Origin of the sequence: Desulfosporosinus nitroreducens (assembly GCF_023897015.1) — a bacterium.
In the GTDB taxonomy this organism is placed as follows: domain Bacteria; phylum Bacillota; class Desulfitobacteriia; order Desulfitobacteriales; family Desulfitobacteriaceae; genus Desulfosporosinus; species Desulfosporosinus nitroreducens.
Genome location: NZ_JAMHFY010000006.1, coordinates 190,773 through 209,868 on the forward strand (window position 1 = coordinate 190,773; position 19,096 = coordinate 209,868).

The following is a 19,096-nucleotide window of genomic DNA, read 5'->3' on the forward strand; positions in this document are numbered from 1 at the left end:
ATCGGAACGGTTGTATAATGATATTGGATACTTTATAATAAGTTCGTATATGTTCGATTTGAATCGAAAGTTTGTTTGGGCGAACATCAAATGTCTCTTCCCAACTCATCACTTAGGAGGAAAACCATGACCCAAGAGTACCTACGCGTGCGCGGTGCACGCGCTCATAATTTGAAAAACATCGATATCGATATTCCACGCAATAAACTTGTAGTAATCACAGGGCTGTCAGGCTCGGGAAAATCTTCCCTAGCCTTTGATACAATTTATGCCGAGGGACAAAGGCGGTATGTAGAATCCCTTTCTGCCTATGCACGGCAGTTCTTGGGGCAGATGGACAAGCCTGATGTAGATTCCATCGAAGGGCTTTCTCCTGCAATTTCCATTGACCAGAAGACGACTAACCGTAACCCCCGCTCGACGGTGGGGACTGCAACAGAAGTCTCTGATTACCTCCGCTTGTTGTATGCTCGGATCGGTCATCCGCATTGCCCAAAGTGTGGCCGAGCTATTTCCCAGCAGACGGTCCAACAAATGGTGGATCTGCTGATGAATCTCCCAGAACGGACAAGAGTGCAAATCTTAGCCCCACTCGTAAAAGGAAAAAAAGGGGAACACCACAAGGTCTTAGAAGACGCTCGAAAGGCAGGGTATGTTCGGGTAAGAGTAGACGGGGAGGCTAGGGACCTCAGTGAAGAAATTGAACTGGCAAAAAACAAAAAGCATTCTATTGAAGTCGTGATAGATCGCATTTCATTGAAACCCGAAAGTGCTGAACGTCTGGCAGATTCTCTTGAAACAGCTCTTAAACTGGGAGAGGGAAACGTCATTGCAGACATCATTGAGGGAGAAGAGTTACGTTTCAGTGAAAACTTTGCCTGTCCGGATTGCGGGATTGCGCTCGAGGAAATCTCTCCACGTCTTTTTTCTTTTAACAGTCCCTATGGAGCCTGCCCAGCGTGCACCGGACTAGGAGCAAACCTTGTCGTTGATATTGACCTGCTCATTCCCAATCGTTCCCTGTCCCTGGCAACAGGAGCAATAGCGCCTTGGGCTAAATCAACCTCAAGTTATTACCCAAAAATGATGGAGGCCGTAGCCCAAAACCTCAAATTTGGGATAGATACCCCTTTAAAAGACTTGAGTGAAGACCAATGGAAGGGGTTGCTCTATGGGACGGATACTCCCATAACCTTTCAGTATCAAAATATTTTTGATCAATTGAAAACCTACAACACCACGTTTGAAGGGCTGGTTCCCTTATTTGGGCGTCGTTATCGCGAGTCGACCTCGGATATGGTACGTGCTGAAATTGAAGGGTATATGAGCGAAAACCCTTGCCCAGAGTGCCAAGGGAAGCGACTGAAACCAGAAGCGTTAGCGGTGAAGGTAGGTGGGATCTCAATTGACGATTTGTCTCGTCTTTCAATTACCGAAGCGATTAGCTTTGTAAATACTCTCGATCTCACCCCCAAAGAGGAGACCATTGCCCACCAGATTTTGAAAGAAATCAAGGAAAGACTGGGTTTCTTAATGAATGTAGGACTGGATTACCTGACCATGTCCCGTGCTGCAGGTTCGCTCTCCGGTGGAGAAGCACAACGGATTCGCTTGGCGACTCAGATTGGGTCAAGTTTAATGGGTGTGCTTTATGTTTTAGATGAACCGAGCATTGGCCTCCACCAAAGAGATAATGCCAGATTGTTGGAGACCCTTAAACGGTTACGTGATCTCGGAAATACCTTGATTGTGGTCGAGCATGATGAAGATACGATGGTTGTCGCAGATCATATAATTGATATCGGTCCCGGAGCTGGGGCCCATGGCGGGCGAGTAGTGGCTGAAGGCCCTATTGAGGAAATTAAGGCCAATAAAGAATCGATGACCGGGCAGTATTTGAGTGGTGCCAAGAAAATCAGCGTGCCGGTGGAGCGACGTCAACCGAACGGAAAGTGGCTAGAGGTGTTAGGTGCTCGAGAGAACAACCTGAAGAATGTCCATGCGCGTATTCCCTTGGGCTTGTTTACATGTGTGACTGGAGTCTCGGGCTCGGGAAAAAGCACTTTGGTCAATGAGATTATCTATAAGGGATTAGCATCCAGACTCAGTCGAGCTCGGGTTCGCCCAGGAGCGCACGATCAATTAAAAGGTTTGGAGCATCTGGAAAAGGTCGTTGATATTGACCAGTCTCCAATCGGTCGGACGCCCCGTTCAAACCCTGCTACCTATACCGGTGTTTTCGATTTTATTCGTGAGCTTTTCTCTATAACTCCAGAAGCAAAGATGCGAGGGTACAAACAAGGTCGGTTTAGCTTTAACGTTAAGGGGGGCCGTTGCGAGGCTTGCCGTGGAGATGGAATCATTAAGATTGAGATGCATTTCCTGCCTGATGTCTATGTTCCCTGTGAAGTCTGCGAGGGAAAACGCTATAACCGGGAGACCTTGGAAGTACGGTATAAAGGTAAAACCATTGCGCAAATTCTCGATATGACAGTTGATGAAGCGGTGGAGTTTTTCCAAGTAGTCCAGAAGATTGCTCGAAAACTCCAGACACTCCAAGACGTGGGGCTCGGCTATATTCGCCTGGGGCAACCTGCAACCACCTTATCTGGAGGAGAAGCCCAACGCATTAAGCTTGCTACTGAATTAAGCCGACGCAGTACGGGGAGAACAATCTATATTCTTGATGAACCGACAACAGGCCTACACACGGCAGATATTGATAAACTCCTCCATGTTCTTCACCGCTTAGTGGACGGGGGAGATACCGTACTTGTCATTGAGCATAATCTGGATGTTATCAAAACTGCAGACTGGCTGATTGACCTGGGTCCGGAGGGAGGGAATCGGGGCGGAGAAGTGCTGATCGCTGGGAAGCCCGAGGAAGTTTCGTCTTTCCCGGCATCCTATACCGGGCAGTATTTAAAACGCTATTTAACCTAAAGTCTCAATAGGGTAAAACTATTTGCTAATTCATAAAGAGGCATCAATAGATTGGAGCTAACCAGAAGCACGACCTCGATAAGTTTGGCCGAAAGTCTAAACAACGATTTTAACATCGAGCCTCGTACTTGTGACTCGGATAGAGGAGTGAGAAAAAATTGACGATTCGTTTAGTAGCCATGGATCTCGATGATACATTGCTTAGAGATGATTGCACAATTTCACCTCGAGTGGTAAAAGCAATACAAAAGGCCCAGATGCAGGGAGTAAAAATGACGATTGCCACAGGACGTATGCCTATCTCGACACGTCCTTATGCAAAGCAGCTGGGGCTGGATGTTCCTGTGATTACGTATCATGGGGCGATGATCCAACAGGCTATCAGTGGAGATATACTATTCCGGCGCCCAATTCCCAGCGCTTTAGCCTCTGAGATTGTTCAAGATGTAGGGGGAAGGGGGAATTATGCGCAGATCTATCTCAAGGATCGCGTTATCGCCCAGACACTTAATGAATGGTCCGAGGAATATGCGCGGATCGCGAGTGTTCACATCGAAGAAGCCGACCTTCCAGGCATTCTTGCCCAAGAACCGGAAGGGGTTGAGAAAATCCTCGTTATCGGGGAAGAGTCTGACCTAGATCAATTGGTCCCTCTGTTAAATCAACGCTATGGAAAAAAAGTGCATATTACAAAATCAAAACCCCATTTTTTGGAGATAATAGAGGGCACTGTAAATAAAGGAGTAGCTCTGGCTGCTTTGGCAGAGCGCTTGGGAATATCCCGACAAGACGTAATGGCAATAGGGGATAGTTTTAACGATTTAGAGATGATTCAATATGCCGGGGTTGGAGTAGCCATGGGAAATGCCCGCAAAGAAATAAAGCAACAGGCAGATATCGTGACACTCACAAATGAGGAAGACGGAGTGGCAGAGGCTATCGAACAATATGTTTTGCTAGGATAACATTTGCAATGGAAATAATTATCGGATGTAAGATTTAGCGTGAACCCTAGTTTTGAACCGCAAATGAGAAAAAGCATTTGAGTGGAGGCTAAAAAATGAGTGAAAATAAAAAAATGAACATCCAAACAGTTCGCCAAACTGCACGAGAAAAACTTAAGGGTTTTTGTAGAGTCTGTCCAGAGTGTAATGGTAAGGCTTGTGCAGGAGAAGTTCCAGGTATGGGGGGGATGGGCACAGGGACATCGTTTAAAAACAATGTCGAAGCGTTAGCAGCCTATCGTATTAATTTGAGGACATTGCACGGCGTTAAAAAGCCCAATACACAGATCAAACTTTTTGGTCAAGAATTAAAAACCCCAATCTTTGGCGCTCCGATTACCGGTAATAACTTCAATATGGGCGGGGCTTTGAATGAAGAAGAATGGGCTGAGGCTATGATTCAAGGTTGCCTATCTTCAGGGGCCATGGGATCTACAGGTGATGCGCCTGACCCCGCAATGTATAAGGCAGGTCTTGGTGTGGTTGCGAAAGCCCAGGGTTTAGGTATTCCGTTTATGAAACCGCGGGAATTGCCGGAAGTATTTGATTATCTGCGTCTGGCAGAAGAAGCAGGAGTTCTTGCAGTGGGTATGGATGTAGATGCAGCAGGCTTAGTTACCATCCCTGTCAGCCCAAAAACCAAGGAAGATCTGAAAACGATCATTGATAATACGTCATTACCCTTCATTATTAAAGGAATCATGACAGTTGAGGAAGCCGAAATAGCTGTTGAAGTTGGTGCTGCCGCAATTGTCGTTTCAAACCACGGTGGAAGAGTACTTGATTACACTCCAGGAACGGCGGAGGTCTTGCCGGAAATCGCTGCGGCTGTAGATGGACGCATCCCGGTGATTGTTGACGGTGGAGTCCGTACGGGAGTTGATGTTCTGAAGATGTTAGCTTTAGGGGCAGATGCTGTTATGATCGGGAGACCCCTTATTATCGCTGGTTACGGTGGAGGCGCAGAAGGAGTTGCCTTAGCGATAAGGAGAATGACGAATGAACTAAAACAGGCTATGGTTCTGACTGGCTGCCAAACACTTGAAAATATTGATATGGATGTGTTTTTTTAAAAGGAAAACTTTTACGAGTTAGTTATCAAAGAAATTACTATTTCGAGTTTAAATCGAGAAAAATTAAGTTTAAAAAACTTAATTTAGGTGGAGATTAAAAAACTCCACCTAATTAAGTTAGCGCCAAAAATACCTAAATCGAACCTCGTGAAAGTGGGACAGACATAATGTGGACAAAACATTGCCGAATGTGGAATGCAGCGTTAGCAGTTTTGATACTTCTAACGAGTGTATATCTAGGCGGATGTCAATCAGATAAGTTGCCCAAAGCATCCGTTACCTCCTCAGGAGCGATCGAATCCGCCCAGCCAGACATAGTTAGTGAAGAGGACGATAATTCTATCCCCAAAACGCAAGATACACAAGATAAGCCAAAGACAGAATCCGGTCCTGAACCAATTGCTAAGCCGGTTCCCAATCAAAAAGTTGAAGCAAAACCCGTCATCCCTTTGCCGGAAAAATCCCCTCCCGATACTCCAATCCATCCATTTTATAGTTTAGACGGAACTCCGCCGAGTGCACCAGGACTTGCCATGCGGAAGAGAGAGTTTGCTATAGAGCCTGAAAAAATTGCTTACCTTACATTTGATGATGGTCCTTATCCGGAAACGACCCCTCACCTTCTTAAAATTCTTCAACAAGAAGGTGTTAAAGCAACATTTTTCGTTTTGGGGCGACAGGCTGAGCGTTATCCGGAACTTCTGAAAGACGAATATGTACAGGGACACGGGATTGGAAACCACAGCTATTCACACGATTACAGTTCGGTTTATCATAGTCCGGAGACTTTTTTAGCAGAGATTAAACAAGCTGAAGAAGTCATTTTTAAGGTTATTGGAATCCGCCCCCGAATGGTAAGGGCGCCTGGAGGTACTCAGGGGCATTTCAATGTAAACTATTACAATACATTAGATGCTGAAGACTACTTGGTTTATGATTGGAATGTCAGCAGTGGGGATGCGGCGGCACCGCTTGTTTTAACCGAGCAACTTGTCAAAAACATTGAGGCCCAAGTGCCTGGCAAAACAAGAGTCATCATTTTAATGCATGATTCGAAAAGTAAAACTACAACCATTGAGGCGCTTCCGATGATTGTTCATTTCTTAAAAGAACAAGGATACTCCTTCGGTAAGATTACGCCGAAAGTTGCTCCAATTCTCTTTCCAGGTGGATTTAACAGCTAAAATTAGCAGTTGCGACTTGCCAATAAAGAGAACGAAAAAGGTGCCTGTATCAATTTATTGATAGGCACCTTTTTTGTTTTCATTTCACCATCCTTGTTTAAGTTGTGACGGTGTTCTAACCTTGAAGTTAGTTTGCTAATGATTTAATCGTATAATTAGGGTTTGCTAATTTATCGAAGAGTCTAGATTTTGCACGGATTTACGGGTAGTTCTGCGTAATATATGTGCATGAAAAAACAGCCTTTGGCGTCAAACCGTGCACATGGGGTTAAAAACGATGTATCGTAAACCAAATAGTTATCGCCAGACCCGGCCGGGCTTGTCTCCAAAATCGCAAGATTCTGGTTGCTTAAGAGAAAAAAAGGGGTTTGGTTAGCAAGCCCTAATTAACATCCTGGATTGAATTAAGATCGGAAATGGGAAATGTACAAAGCGTGTGTATCTTAATTCTAAATAATTGGACAATCAGCCTCGTGTTCTAGAATAATTAATCTTTCTGAAGACCTTATTGTTGTCTCGCTATGCCTTATCAATCTGGCATAACAATTGCATTGGGAGCATTAAACCGCTATACTTAAGGCGAAGGGGGTTGCGATTTTGCGTATTCTTTTGGTTGCCCTCAATGCGAAATATATTCATACGAATTTAGCCCTTCGCTATTTGCGAGAGGGAGTTCGTACGTTATACCCGGATGTTTTGCTTAAAGAATTTAGCATTAACGATCACCTGGATCGGATTGCAGGGGAGATTTATGAAGCCAAGGCCGATGTCGTTGGTTTTTCATGTTATATTTGGAACCTAAAAGAGACCGTGGAGGTGATTAGACAGCTTCACCCGGTCTGTCCGAATATTCGATTTGTTTTAGGGGGCCCGGAAGTATCCTTCGAGTCTGAGGAGTTTCTTCTGGAGCATCCTGAAGTAGATGCTCTTGTTATTGGCGAAGGGGAAAAAACCTTTTTAGAGCTGTTAAAGACGTGGCAGGATGGTCATGATCCCTCTCATGTCCAAGGCATTGCTTGGACAAAGGACGGGAAAATTATGGTTAATCCCGCTCCAGTCAGCCCTCTTAGCATGAACGATCTGCCGTTTCCTTATACTGAAGACGAAGACTTCACAGGACGGTTGGTCTATGTTGAGACGACTAGGGGATGCCCTTTTAACTGTCAGTATTGCTTATCCTCTACTTTTCAAGGAGTCCGTTTTTTGGAGCCTGAGAGGTTTCGAATGATGTTCCGTCAGTTGTTGAAAAATGGTGCCCGAACCATAAAGTTTGTGGACCGAACCTTCAATGCCAATAAACGGCATGCTCTTGGAATTTTAGACATTGTACGAGAGGAAAGTGAGCTGCACTCTGATGCCAAGTCGATTCGAGTTCACTGCGAAATGGCAGGAGATTTATTAGATGCGGAATGGATGGACTACTTCAGAAATTATCCACGGGGATTAGTTCAATTAGAAATAGGAGTACAATCTACACACCAGCCAACTCTGAAGATAGTTTCACGTCCACAAAGGTTTAAAGAGTGGAAGAAATATATATCTGAAATGCGGTGCTTTGGAATACCGCTTCACTTAGACCTGATCGCTGGATTACCTGAGGAAAACTGGCTAAACTTTCGGACATCATTTAATGAGGTATATGAGACAGATCCGGATATGCTTCAGCTAGGCTTTCTCAAAGTCCTTAAAGGATCTGGTTTGCGTCTGCAAAGCAGTCGCTATGGACTCTTGTTTGTACCTGACCCACCCTATACAATTTTAGAGACTAAGGACTTATCACATAATGAAATACTTCAATTGCAACGCATGGAAAGTATTTTAGATAAATATTATAATTCAGGGAAGTTTGAGCACGCCTTGCGATATGTCCTCAAACTCTTTCCGACCCCCTTTGATTTTTATCATAAGTTTGCAGAGCTTTGGCACAAGAAGGATTGGTTTTCTCGCCAGTGGCAAGGCAAAGCCCTCTTTGATAAACTGTGGGAATTTCTCCAAGACGTACAGGATGCCGAAAAAAGGGAAGGGATGGACATCATTCGTTGGAATATAATCCGTGACGCCCTGAGGTTTGATTATTACATGTGGGAACGTCCGAATATCATCCCTGACTATTTAGAAGATGAAAACAGCCTGGAGCTGGAGAAGAGAACAGATCAGTGGAAGACAATGCAGGATAAGATCCGCAAGGATGCTTATTGGGAGATAATAATTCCAGAGGTTAAAAAAATGGACCGGCGGCAGTGGAATCGCAATACAGCGATTGCATATTTTACGTCGGATTTATTGCAAGAATCCAACAGACCTTGTTGGTATCTTTTTCACTATCAACAGGGGAAAGTGAAGGCCTACCGATATGAAGAATCATGAATGGAGTGCGGTTCGAGTCATGGACAGTGCCTGGCGGCTTGGCGTCAGCCAAGTTTTCTATATACTAGTCAGTTTCATTCTTGTCACGGGGTGTTCGTCTGCCCCTCAGACGGGACAACCAGGTGGACCGGCCCCCTCAGTTGTGGACATCTGGCATTCTTTGCAAGGGGCAGAGGCGGATGCCTTAGAGGGTCAGGTTCAAACGATTGTAAAGACAAATCCTGAGGTTATCGTTAAACTTAACTATGTGCCGGCTCAGAACTTTGCCGCCTTTTCCTACCAAGCAGAAGCAGGCGGGGAAGGCCCGGAGATTTTTATAGCTTCAAGAGATATTATCCATGAGCTTTATGGGCAAGGAGCATTGGCCCCTGCCGCGCATAACGATAAAGAGGCATTTCCTGCAACATTAGCCGCCTTTCGATTTGGAGAGGTGGATTATGCACTTCCTTGGATGACGGATATTCCTTTGCTCTATTTTAGAACGGATACTGCTTCAGTGCCTGCCAGTCTGGCGGAGCTGTTTTCAGTCAATGGGATTTCTATTGCCTCTCCAGATACCGCCACACTTTCAGCATGGTGGAATGGGCAGGGTGGGCGGTTGATGAATGCCGGAAACATTAGTTTTAATGAACCAAACAATTTGGCGTTTCTTCAACAAATCTTAACTTGGCGGAGTACGAATGTCCTTCGTATTGATCCGGCCGCTCTGACCGCGTTTGCTAATGGTCAAACACCCTATGTTATCGCAGGAGCCAGTACCGCAAAACATTTGACACAATTAAATGTCCCTTGGGGAAGCATGCCTCTTTCCGATTTGTTGGGTGGACAAGGGCAAGCGCTTATAGGGACAACGTTAGGAATTGCTAATTCTGCAATTAAAACCACTCCAGCGATGCTGGATGCTATTCAAACGGTTGAAAAGGCATTGCTCTCACCAGAAGTTGAAGCAGCGATGCAGACTGCTGGAAGTCTTCTTCCAGCTAATATGAGTTATTATGGACGTCCAGAAGCTCAGAAAGGCGTTTTTCCTCAGGCAAATATTGCTCTGACCAAAGCCTGGGTTTTGGAGGGGAACGGACAGGAATGGAAGTTGATTCCCTTGCAAAATGAAGCATGGAGTAATGTCTTGGCAGGGAATGCCACTCCTGAGGATGCGCTAAATAATGCCCAAGAGCAAGCTGGAAAAGTTTTATCGGTTAAGGGGCAGCCATAATATAATAAGAGGAGGTGAAAAAATGAATAAACAAGGATTAGAACTTATTGTTATTACCGGCTTATCAGGAGCTGGAAGAACTCAGGCAATGCAAAGCCTTGAAGACCAAGGGTTTTTCTGTGTAGATAATTTACCCCCAACGTTTCTGGTCAAATTTGCTGAGCTTTGCGCTCAGTCCAGAGGCAAGGTTTCTAAAGCAGCTATTGTTTGTGATCTGCGAGGTGGGGAATTCTTTTCCTCGCTCAGTGAAGCTTTAAACAATCTGGAGAAGGAAGGCTTCCGTCTGGAAGTGCTCTTTCTAGATGCATCGGATGAAACCTTAATTCGTCGTTATAAAGAATCAAGACGCAGGCACCCACTCTCTCCTCAGGGGCGAGTATTAGATGGAATTCAGGCTGAACGGCAACAACTGGAAGAACTTAGAATTCGGGCAGATAACATTATAGATACTTCCAACTTGAGTTCCCAGCAACTTCGCAGTCAAGTAGCGGAGCTTTTTTGCAAAGCTCAGGGGTTAGGCCAAATGGCTGTTTCAGTGATATCCTTTGGCTTTAAATATGGAATGCCCATGGATGCAGACTTGGTTATGGATGTACGGTTTCTCCCGAACCCTTTTTACGTGGAATCATTACGTCCTCTAACTGGGGAACATGAATTGGTCAGAGACTATGTCTTTGGCAATCAAATGGCCCAGGAATTTATGGAAAAATACTTGAATTTATTGGAGTTCATCCTTCCCAATTATATTAGAGAAGGAAAAACTCACTTGGTTATTGGGATTGGCTGTACGGGTGGACAACATCGCTCCGTTGCTATTGCAGAAAGAGTAGGGAGTTTTTTAATAGAACGTGATTATGCCATCACTGTTAAGCATAGGGATGCCATAAAAAACCAAAAGCGTGGAATAACGCGATGAACCCAAAAAGATACGAACCCTTTTATCGATATCTAAAATGGCTTTACCCCGATTTGAAAGTAAAAAGGTGGTTTATCCTCGCCGTTCTGGGAATCTTCCTTTTTGCAACAGGATTTTCCGTCATGAATGATGGGGTGGCTATCGGCTATGCGGAGTTGCAATTCCGAGAGGTTATTTACCGATTGACGGGAAGTACTAAGCATATTGCCGTTCCGACTGGCGCAATTATTAGCGCCCTGGGAATTTTTGCAATTATCGTTGGTTTTAAACGCATGCTTTATTCGATTATTTCTTCTGTGCTCCCGGAAAATGAAGTGAGAATTGTGGATAGGATCTATTCCCGCCATCATTTGAAAAGGGGACCGAAGATTGTAGTGGTTGGCGGAGGGACAGGACTTTCTGCCCTTTTGCGTGGTCTTAAGGAATACACCTGTAATCTTACTGCCATTGTGACAGTTTCGGATGATGGAGGAAGTTCTGGAAAACTGCGTGATGAATTGGGCATACAACCACCCGGAGATGTGCGCAATTGCATGGTCGCATTGGCTGAGACAGAGGAAATCATGGATACTCTCTTTTCTTATCGCTTTGAAAGTGGAGCACTCGAAGGACATAGTTTGGGGAACTTACTTTTAGCAGGATTAACCGATACCTTTGGTGATTTTCAAAAGGGAATTGAACAGGTCGGCAAAGTGTTTGCACTCCGTGGCAAGGTGTTTCCTACTACCTTGGATCAAGTAGTCCTTATGGCAGATTTAGAAGACGGAACCCGTGTAGTTGGGGAAACTTCGATTCGAGTCACTGAGGGTAAAATTAAGAGAGTATATCTGGAGCCTAGTGATTGTACCCCTTTACCAGAAGCCATACAGGCAATTGAAGAAGCAGATCTTATAGTTTTAGGGCCAGGAAGTCTCTATACCAGTGTTTTGCCAAATTTATTGGTCCTAGGGCTTAGAGAAAAGATTCGAGAAGCCAGCGCTCCCTGTGTTTATGTATGTAATGTTATGACAGAAAAAGGGGAAACAGATGGCTATAAAGTCTCCGATCACCTGCAAGCGATTCTGGATCACTGTGGTGCAGGCTTTGTAGATGCAGTGCTTGCCTCTCGTGGTGAAATTACTGCTCCGCTTTTAAAACGCTACAGTAAGGAAGAAGCTGTTCCGGTGGTTACTGATCCTAAAATGGTTCAGCATTTAGGGGCGAAGTATTTTGAAGCGAATTTAGTCCAGGAGAGGAATGTCGTACGTCACGATTCGGATCGACTAGCGAAGGAACTCATTCGGTTACTTTTTCGTTTAAAACCAATAGGAGAGCGTATTGCTTTAGTCGATGCCTATTTGCTCACTCGGAAACTTCGTAAAAATTCGTAAATTAACCGTTAGATTAGGAACTTAGTTTAGGCACCTGTAGATTTGTTGAACACAGATAGGATAAATTCTGGTGTGATAATCGATACTCGGAATTCTTAGGCGAACTGCGAATTTGAACATCGACCACGATCAAAGGGGGGCTGGAGAATTGTCCTTTAGTGCTGTTACGAAAGAAGAACTTGCCCGCTTAGACAGTCAGAGACCCTGTTGTGATTTAGTAGAATTGGCGGCTTTGGTCCGTATGGATGGAACACTGCAAATTAGTGGAAATCAACAATATACTTTGAATGTGATCACAGAGAGTGCACCTGTTGCTCGTAAGATTTATCGTTTAGCCAAAGATGTTCTAAAGCGCCAGGTGGATATTGTGGTACGACGCAAGCTGAGACTTCGCAAAAACAATTCATACCTGGTTAGAATCCATCCCCGCGGATTAGAGGACTTACAGAGCTTAGGTCTGGTTGATAGTAAGGGCCAAATTTACTTGGGAATTGCACCGGGTCTTATTAAAAAGCGTTGTGATCAAAAGGCCTATTTGAGAGGAGCTTTCTTAGCCGGGGGTTCGATCAACAATCCGGAAGGTACCTATCATCTTGAAATTGTCAGTAATGATGAACAACATGCCAAAGAGTTATGTCAATTAATCAATAGATTTAAACTAGGTGCCAAGGTGAGCATGCGCAAGCATTGGTATGTGGTATATCTCAAAGAGAGTGAACACATTGTGGATTTTCTTGGTTTCATTGGAGCTCATCATGCTTTACTAGAATTTGAAAATGTTCGAGTTCTTAAAGACGTGCGTAATCAAGTAAATCGCCTAGTTAATTGCGAGACTGCTAATCTTGATAAAATTGTTGATGCTGCTGTACGCCAATTGGAGAACATTCAATTTATAGCTGATACGATTGGGCTTCAGTCTTTGCCACCCACCTTGCGAGAGATAGCTGAGTTGCGGTTAGCTTACTCGGAAGCCAGTTTAAAAGAACTTGGAGAAATGTTGCGACCTAAGGTAGGGAAATCTGGAGTCAATCATCGAATGAGAAAAATCGATGAGTTAGCAGATCGAATCAGGAACCAGAAGATGGGAACTTAAAAAATGGAAGGATAGAATAAATATAGATATAGGGGGGAATAAGGTGCGGTTAGGATATGGTCTGAGTCTCGAGCAAACCCAAAAACTAATTATGACCCCAGAATTGCGCCAGGCAATTACGATTTTGCAGTTGTCCGCACTTGACCTTTCCACGTATGTTGAGGAACAGCTTTTGGAGAATCCTTTACTGGAAAATCTTGAAGAGAGTACGGACAGTAAGGTAGAAGCAGAGCCCCCTGTGGTGGAGGAAAGTCCGCCCATTGACAAATGGGAAGTTGACTGGCAGGATTATTTTCATGATCAGGATGAAAATCGGGTTCGCCAAGAACGAGTGATTACAGAAGACAAACAACGGTTTGATCCCTTTATTGCGGCTGCCCCGACGCTTCAGGAACATTTACTAGAACAACTCCATGTTCAAAGAGTCACCTGTTCTTTAGATATCGCTGAATATATTATCGGGAATCTGAATGACAAAGGATATCTTACATTGTCGTTAGACGATATTGTTCGGGAAATGAATGTTTCCCTCGCAGAGGTCGAAGACGCGTTGACAGCAGTCCAGAGTCTGGACCCATTGGGTGTTGGGGCCCGGAATTTAGAGGAATGCCTATCGTTGCAATTACCTCTCCTGATAAATTGCCCTCCTGAATTACCAGAGTTTTTAAAGCATTTGGAAGACTTGGCAGCAGGACGGTTGCAACGGATTGCCCACGCTTTGAAAGTTTCCCTAAGTCGAGTTCAAGAATTGGCTGACTCAATAAGGAAGCTCGACCCTAAACCGGGTCTCCGTTTTTCTGGCCCGGGGGAAGTTCGTTATATAGTCCCTGATGTAGTTATTGAAGAGATTGAAGGCCAATTCATTATTCTTGTTAATGATATTACTGTTCCGCGCTTAGGAGTCAATAAGGCATACCGTGATGCCTTGAGCCAGGATGAGGGAACTGACACTCGCAAATTTGTCGAACAGAAATTAAACGCGGCTGCCTGGCTCATACGAAGCATCGAGCAACGACGTCTAACTCTTTATAAAGTAGCGGATGCTATTGTAAAGTGGCAAAATGAATTCCTCCGCAGTGGAATTCGTCATCTAAAACCGCTTACCTTAAGAGATATCGCAGAAGAAATTGGAGTTCATGAGTCGACGGTCAGCCGAGCAACTGCCCATAAATACGTTCAAACTCCCCGTGGGATTTTCGAATTCAAATTCTTCTTTGCTAATAGTATGGGGCGTGGTACTCAAAATGACTCAGGCGTAACTACTGATGTTATTAAATTAGTTCTGCGTGACATTATCGCCTCAGAAAATCCTAAATGCCCTTACTCTGATCAGAAATTAGCAGACCTCCTAAAGGCTAGAGATATGGAGATTTCTAGACGGACAGTTGCAAAGTACCGTGATGAGTTAGGAATTGCAGCGACGACGGTCAGGAAGAGGTATTAGGATTAGGCAAGGGATAATTAGACGGCTTCAATTAAGGAAAAATAAGGAATGCAAATTTTCCGAAATTTTTGTTGTTAGGGTATTGAAATAGAGGAAAAGATAGAATATACTGATATTAGAGACGGTCATACAAGCGTTAAAGACCAGAGAATAATTCATATAATTCATATAATTATATATTAAGGCTAGAGTATTAGAGAAGCCGGATTATACTAGAAATTCGAATGACGAATGACTAGTATAATTCGGCTTTTATTTTTTCTAACTAACGGTATTGCTAGCAGTTGACTTAGGTTAGGACGATTTATCCTTATTTAACCAGGATGTACCAATCGTGATGAAGGGGGAGATAATTTAAAAACAAAGCTCTAAAAAAAGGGGAATTAGAGGAAAAATTAATTAAAATTCCGACGAAAATTGAAATTGAGGAGGAATGTTGAGATGGAAGCAAAATTTATAGCTGAGATGATAGGTACTATGATTATCCTTTTATTTGGTTCGGGGGTAGTTGCTAACGTTTTATTAAACAAGACTAATGGAAATAACGGCGGCGCATTTATGATTACCTTAGGGTGGGCAGTCGGAGTTCTTTTAGGGATTTATGCCACAGCTCCAATCAGTGGAGCACACTTAAACCCGGCCGTAACGATTGCCTTAGCGTCAATTGGGCAATTTCCTTGGGCAGAGGTGCCAATCTATATTGCGGCTCAGTTCTTGGGGGCATTTATCGGCGCAGTGTTAGTTTACTTAGCTTATCTGAACCAATGGGAAGCAACTGAAGATCCTGGCCTGAAATTGGGCGTTTTTAGTACGGCACCACAAATCAGAAATTATCCTGCGAACTTGTTGACTGAAATGATAGGTACTTTTATCTTGGTTTTTGTAGGACTTGCTATTGGGATTTCTGAAACAGCCACGGCTACAGGACTTAATCCACTTTTGTGGGGATTCTTGGTATGGGGACTTGGGGTATCCTTTGGTGGGCCTACGGGCTATGCAATCAATCCGGCTCGTGATTTAGGACCCAGAATTGCCCACTTCTTATTGCCAATAGCGGGAAAAGGAAAATCGGATTGGGCATACTCGTGGGTGCCTGTTGTCGGTCCGGTCATCGGTGGAGTGCTTGGCGCTTTTCTATACAAAATAGTGTACTTGGGCTAGTAACTCTTGAAAACCTTCAATATAATTAAACAAGGAGGATTCACCATGAAAAAGTATGTTATGGCTCTTGATCAAGGAACCACTAGTTGCCGAGCAATCCTTTTTGACAAAGAAAGTAAGATTGTGGGAGTGACTCAAAAGGAGTTCACTCAGATCTACCCTAAGGCAGGTTGGGTTGAGCATGATGCTGATGAAATTTGGAGCACACAGTATGGAGTTATTGCTGAACTTATTGCAAAAACTGGCATTAAAGTCGATGAGATTGCTTCAATCGGGATCACAAATCAACGTGAAACGACGGTGGTCTGGGATAAAAATACGGGAAAACCAGTCTATAACGCCATCGTGTGGCAGTGTCGAAGGATAACGGCCATTTGCGATGATTTAAAAAATAAGGGTTATGAAGATATGGTTCGAGAAAAGACAGGTCTTGTTGTTGACGCCTATTTTTCTGGAACAAAGGTAAAATGGATTTTAGATAATGTTGAAGGAGCTCGTGTCAAAGCAGAGAAAGGCGAGTTGCTGTTTGGTACAACGGATACATGGTTAATCTGGAAACTTACCGGTGGAAAAGTGCATGTCACAGATTATTCGAATGCCTCCCGAACCATGATGTTTAACATCCGAGAGTTGGATTGGGATAAAGAACTGTTGGAAATGCTTGATGTGCCACAGGAAATCTTGCCTGAGGTTCATAATTCCAGTGAAGTCTATGGTAATACAGATGCAGGGGTATTCTTGGGTTTTGAGGTTCCCATCGCAGGGGTTGCCGGTGACCAACAAGCGGCATTGTTTGGGCAAGCGTGTTATGAGCCAGGGGATGCCAAGAATACCTATGGCACAGGTTGCTTTATGCTCATGAATACGGGAAGTAAAATTTACACCTCGAAACATGGCTTATTGACCACTATTGCTTGGGGCATTGATGGTAAGGTAGAATATGCCTTAGAGGGCAGTACCTTTATTGCCGGTGCCGCGATCCAGTGGTTGCGCGATGGGTTGAAAGTAATTGATGTTGCACCAGATTCCGAGTATTATGCTAAAAAAGTTAAAGATTCAGATGGAGTTTATTTTGTTCCAGCGTTTGTTGGCCTGGGCGCTCCTTATTGGGATATGCGCGCTCGAGGAGGTATTTTTGGACTGACTCGCGGAACTACAAAATACCATATTATTCGTGCGGCCTTGGATTCCTTGGCTTATCAAACCAAAGATGTCTTGGGTTCCATGGAGGCCGATTCAGGAATATCCTTAAAGTCCTTAAGAGTCGATGGAGGCGCAGTCGCCAACAATCTGCTCATGCAGTTCCAAGCAGATATTTTAGGAACTCGAGTGGACAGACCGGAAATCATTGAGACAACAGCCTTGGGAGCAGCCTATTTAGCCGGTTTAGCCGTTGGCTTCTGGAAGAGCAAAGAAGAGCTGGCGAGCCGTTGGTTACTTGATAGGCGCTTTGAACCTGATATGGAAGAAGAGAAGAAGGCGAAACTCTATAAGGGCTGGCTGAAGGCAGTTGAGCGAACTAAGGATTGGGAAGATGACTAAGCACTAAACGCAGACTCTGACGCTGAAGCGATGGCAAGAGATCTGAGGTTAGTGAAAAAAATTGTATAAGGCGGCTCGGAGAATAAGTGAAGCCACCAAAGAAACCATTGAGATACAACGGTTTCTTTGGTGCTTCTTAATTTCGAGCAAAGGAGGAAATAGGGATGCGTGAGATCAGTACTCAAGTTGTAGTAATCGGAGGAGGAGCAACAGGGGTTGGTATATTGAGAGACCTAAGTATGCGTGGAATACCAGCGCTCTTGTTAGAACAAGGAGACTTGGCACATGGGACGAGTTCGCGATTTCACGGTCTTTTGCATAGTGGCGGGCGTTATGCAGTCAAAGATGATAAAGCAGCTCAAGAGTGTATTGAGGAAAATATAATATTGAAAACCATTGCAGCACACTGCATTGAAGATACCTATGGTTGGTTTGTATTTTTAAAGGGAGATGATCCAAACTATTTGGAGCTTTGGCTTCAAGGGTGTGATCAAGTGGGAATACCTGTTAGGGAGGTTCCGCTTGAAGAGGGGTTTCGTCTGGAACCTTTGTTAACAAGAAAGGCAGCACGGATTTTCGAAGTGCCCGATGCTACTGTTGATGGTTTTAAATTGCTATGGTCAAACGTGAAATCTGCAGAAAAATATGGAGGAACGTATCAAACGTACTGTAAAGTTCAATCGCTTTGGTTAGAAAATGGGCGAGTGATTGGAGTCTATGCCGAAGATCTCATCACCGGTGAAACGCTGAGAGTGCGCAGCGAAATTGTAGTAAATGCTGCGGGTCCTTGGTCTGCTGAAATCGCAGCAATGTCAGGTTTTAATGTTGATGTTCTAAAAGATAAAGGGTCTCTGCTTGTGTTTAACCAACGCTTGTTTAATCGAGTGATTAACCGTTTGCGGGTACCGGGTGATGGTGATATTTTTGTACCACATCAAACGGTGACTGTTTTTGGGACGACTTCACATACGGTGGAATTGCCGGATGATCATCAGGTCGATGAGCAAGATATAACGTATTTGATCGAATTGGGCCAAAACTTGTTGGAAGGGATTGAACGACAGCGTATTGTTCGGTCGTTCGCTGGTATTCGCCCTTTGTATGAAAGTGTTGAAGACCAAGATCAGGAAGGGCGAGGGGTTAGCCGTAATTTTGTAATCATAGATCACCAAAAGATGGATGGAGTTCAGGGGCTCGTTAGTATTCTAGGTGGTAAATTAACGACTTATCGTTTGATGGCTGAGAAAGTTTCAGATTGGGTTGCCGCTAAATTAGGGGTGCATACAGCATGCCGAACCGCAGAAGAACCCTTGCTCAATGAACAATCTGCAGAAGTTTGGGATAAAGCTCGTCAATTAATAGGGGTTGCCGCTGCAGACAAAATGATGGAACGGTTAAATGAACAAGCTGGAGCCGTCGTTGAAGCGATAGCTCGTCAACCGCTGCTTGGGCAGTTTGTCTGCGAATGTGAAATGGTCACTCAAGCGGAAGTTATTCATGCCTTACAAGATCCTGCAGTTAACTCGCTTGATGATCTTCGGCGTCAGACCAGATTGGGAATGGGAACGTGTCAAGGTGCCTACTGCTCCTATAGAGCGACCCCTATGATTCATGAAGCCTTCGGCGGGTGGGAGAGAACCGTAAAAGAATATCGGCTTCTATTGGCAGAACGTTGGCGAGGGATTACTCCAGTACTTTGGGGTGAGCAACTTCGTGAAAGTGAATTAGCACGTGCCTTATTTTTAAACGTTCTGGATCTAAAAGCTGAAGAGAGTGAGGGGTGAAT

At 44.3% G+C, this 19,096-nt stretch carries 13 protein-coding genes; all 13 read left to right on the top strand.

The features are described from left to right. The first annotated feature begins 126 nt into the window (after nucleotides 1-126). A complete protein-coding gene (gene uvrA / locus M8E35_RS09425; RefSeq protein ID WP_252468592.1) occupies nucleotides 127-2,943 on the top strand; it encodes an excinuclease ABC subunit UvrA in 2,817 nt (938 codons plus the stop codon). A gap of 158 nt (nucleotides 2,944-3,101) precedes the next feature. Next, nucleotides 3,102-3,908, top strand: coding sequence for a Cof-type HAD-IIB family hydrolase (locus tag M8E35_RS09430; RefSeq protein ID WP_252468593.1), 807 nt, complete (start codon nucleotides 3,102-3,104; stop codon nucleotides 3,906-3,908). Nucleotides 3,909-4,021: 113 nt separating this feature from the next. After that, on the top strand, nucleotides 4,022-5,020 hold the full coding sequence (locus M8E35_RS09435) for an alpha-hydroxy-acid oxidizing protein (protein ID WP_252468647.1): 999 nt from the start codon (nucleotides 4,022-4,024) through the stop codon (nucleotides 5,018-5,020). A 167-nt stretch (nucleotides 5,021-5,187) separates the two neighbouring features. Next, nucleotides 5,188-6,204 carry a polysaccharide deacetylase family protein gene (locus M8E35_RS09440; protein WP_252468594.1) on the top strand — a complete coding sequence of 339 codons (1,017 nt, stop codon included), beginning with the start codon at nucleotides 5,188-5,190 and terminating at the stop codon, nucleotides 6,202-6,204. 597 nt (nucleotides 6,205-6,801) lie between these two features. After that, a complete protein-coding gene (locus tag M8E35_RS09445; protein WP_252468595.1) occupies nucleotides 6,802-8,571 on the top strand; it encodes a B12-binding domain-containing radical SAM protein in 1,770 nt (589 codons plus the stop codon). After that, nucleotides 8,558-9,784 carry an extracellular solute-binding protein gene (locus tag M8E35_RS09450; protein WP_252468596.1) on the top strand — a complete coding sequence of 409 codons (1,227 nt, stop codon included), beginning with the start codon at nucleotides 8,558-8,560 and terminating at the stop codon, nucleotides 9,782-9,784. The genes M8E35_RS09445 and M8E35_RS09450 overlap by 14 nt, the downstream gene beginning before the upstream one ends. Nucleotides 9,785-9,806: 22 nt before the next feature. Then, nucleotides 9,807-10,700, top strand: coding sequence for an RNase adapter RapZ (gene rapZ, locus M8E35_RS09455; RefSeq protein ID WP_252468597.1), 894 nt, complete (start codon nucleotides 9,807-9,809; stop codon nucleotides 10,698-10,700). Next, entirely contained in the window at nucleotides 10,697-12,070 is a 1,374-nt protein-coding gene (locus M8E35_RS09460; protein WP_252468598.1) for a gluconeogenesis factor YvcK family protein, read from the top strand. Before rapZ ends, M8E35_RS09460 begins: the two co-directional genes overlap by 4 nt. A gap of 148 nt (nucleotides 12,071-12,218) precedes the next feature. Next, nucleotides 12,219-13,163, top strand: coding sequence for a DNA-binding protein WhiA (gene whiA / locus M8E35_RS09465; protein ID WP_252468599.1), 945 nt, complete (start codon nucleotides 12,219-12,221; stop codon nucleotides 13,161-13,163). Between the two features lie 43 nt (nucleotides 13,164-13,206). Beyond that, a complete protein-coding gene (gene rpoN / locus M8E35_RS09470) occupies nucleotides 13,207-14,607 on the top strand; it encodes an RNA polymerase factor sigma-54 (protein WP_252468600.1) in 1,401 nt (466 codons plus the stop codon). Between the two features lie 441 nt (nucleotides 14,608-15,048). Continuing rightward, nucleotides 15,049-15,768, top strand: a complete 720-nt coding sequence (locus tag M8E35_RS09475; protein WP_252468601.1) for an MIP/aquaporin family protein — start codon at nucleotides 15,049-15,051, stop codon at nucleotides 15,766-15,768. Nucleotides 15,769-15,813: 45 nt separating this feature from the next. Next, complete coding sequence (gene glpK / locus M8E35_RS09480) at nucleotides 15,814-17,310, top strand: glycerol kinase GlpK (protein ID WP_252468602.1); 1,497 nt, start codon at nucleotides 15,814-15,816, stop codon at nucleotides 17,308-17,310. A 164-nt stretch (nucleotides 17,311-17,474) separates the two neighbouring features. After that, the gene (gene glpA / locus M8E35_RS09485; protein ID WP_252468604.1) at nucleotides 17,475-19,094 is read left to right on the top strand and encodes an anaerobic glycerol-3-phosphate dehydrogenase subunit GlpA; all 1,620 of its coding nucleotides are present in this window, start codon (nucleotides 17,475-17,477) and stop codon (nucleotides 19,092-19,094) included. The last annotated feature ends 2 nt before the right edge of the window (nucleotides 19,095-19,096 follow it).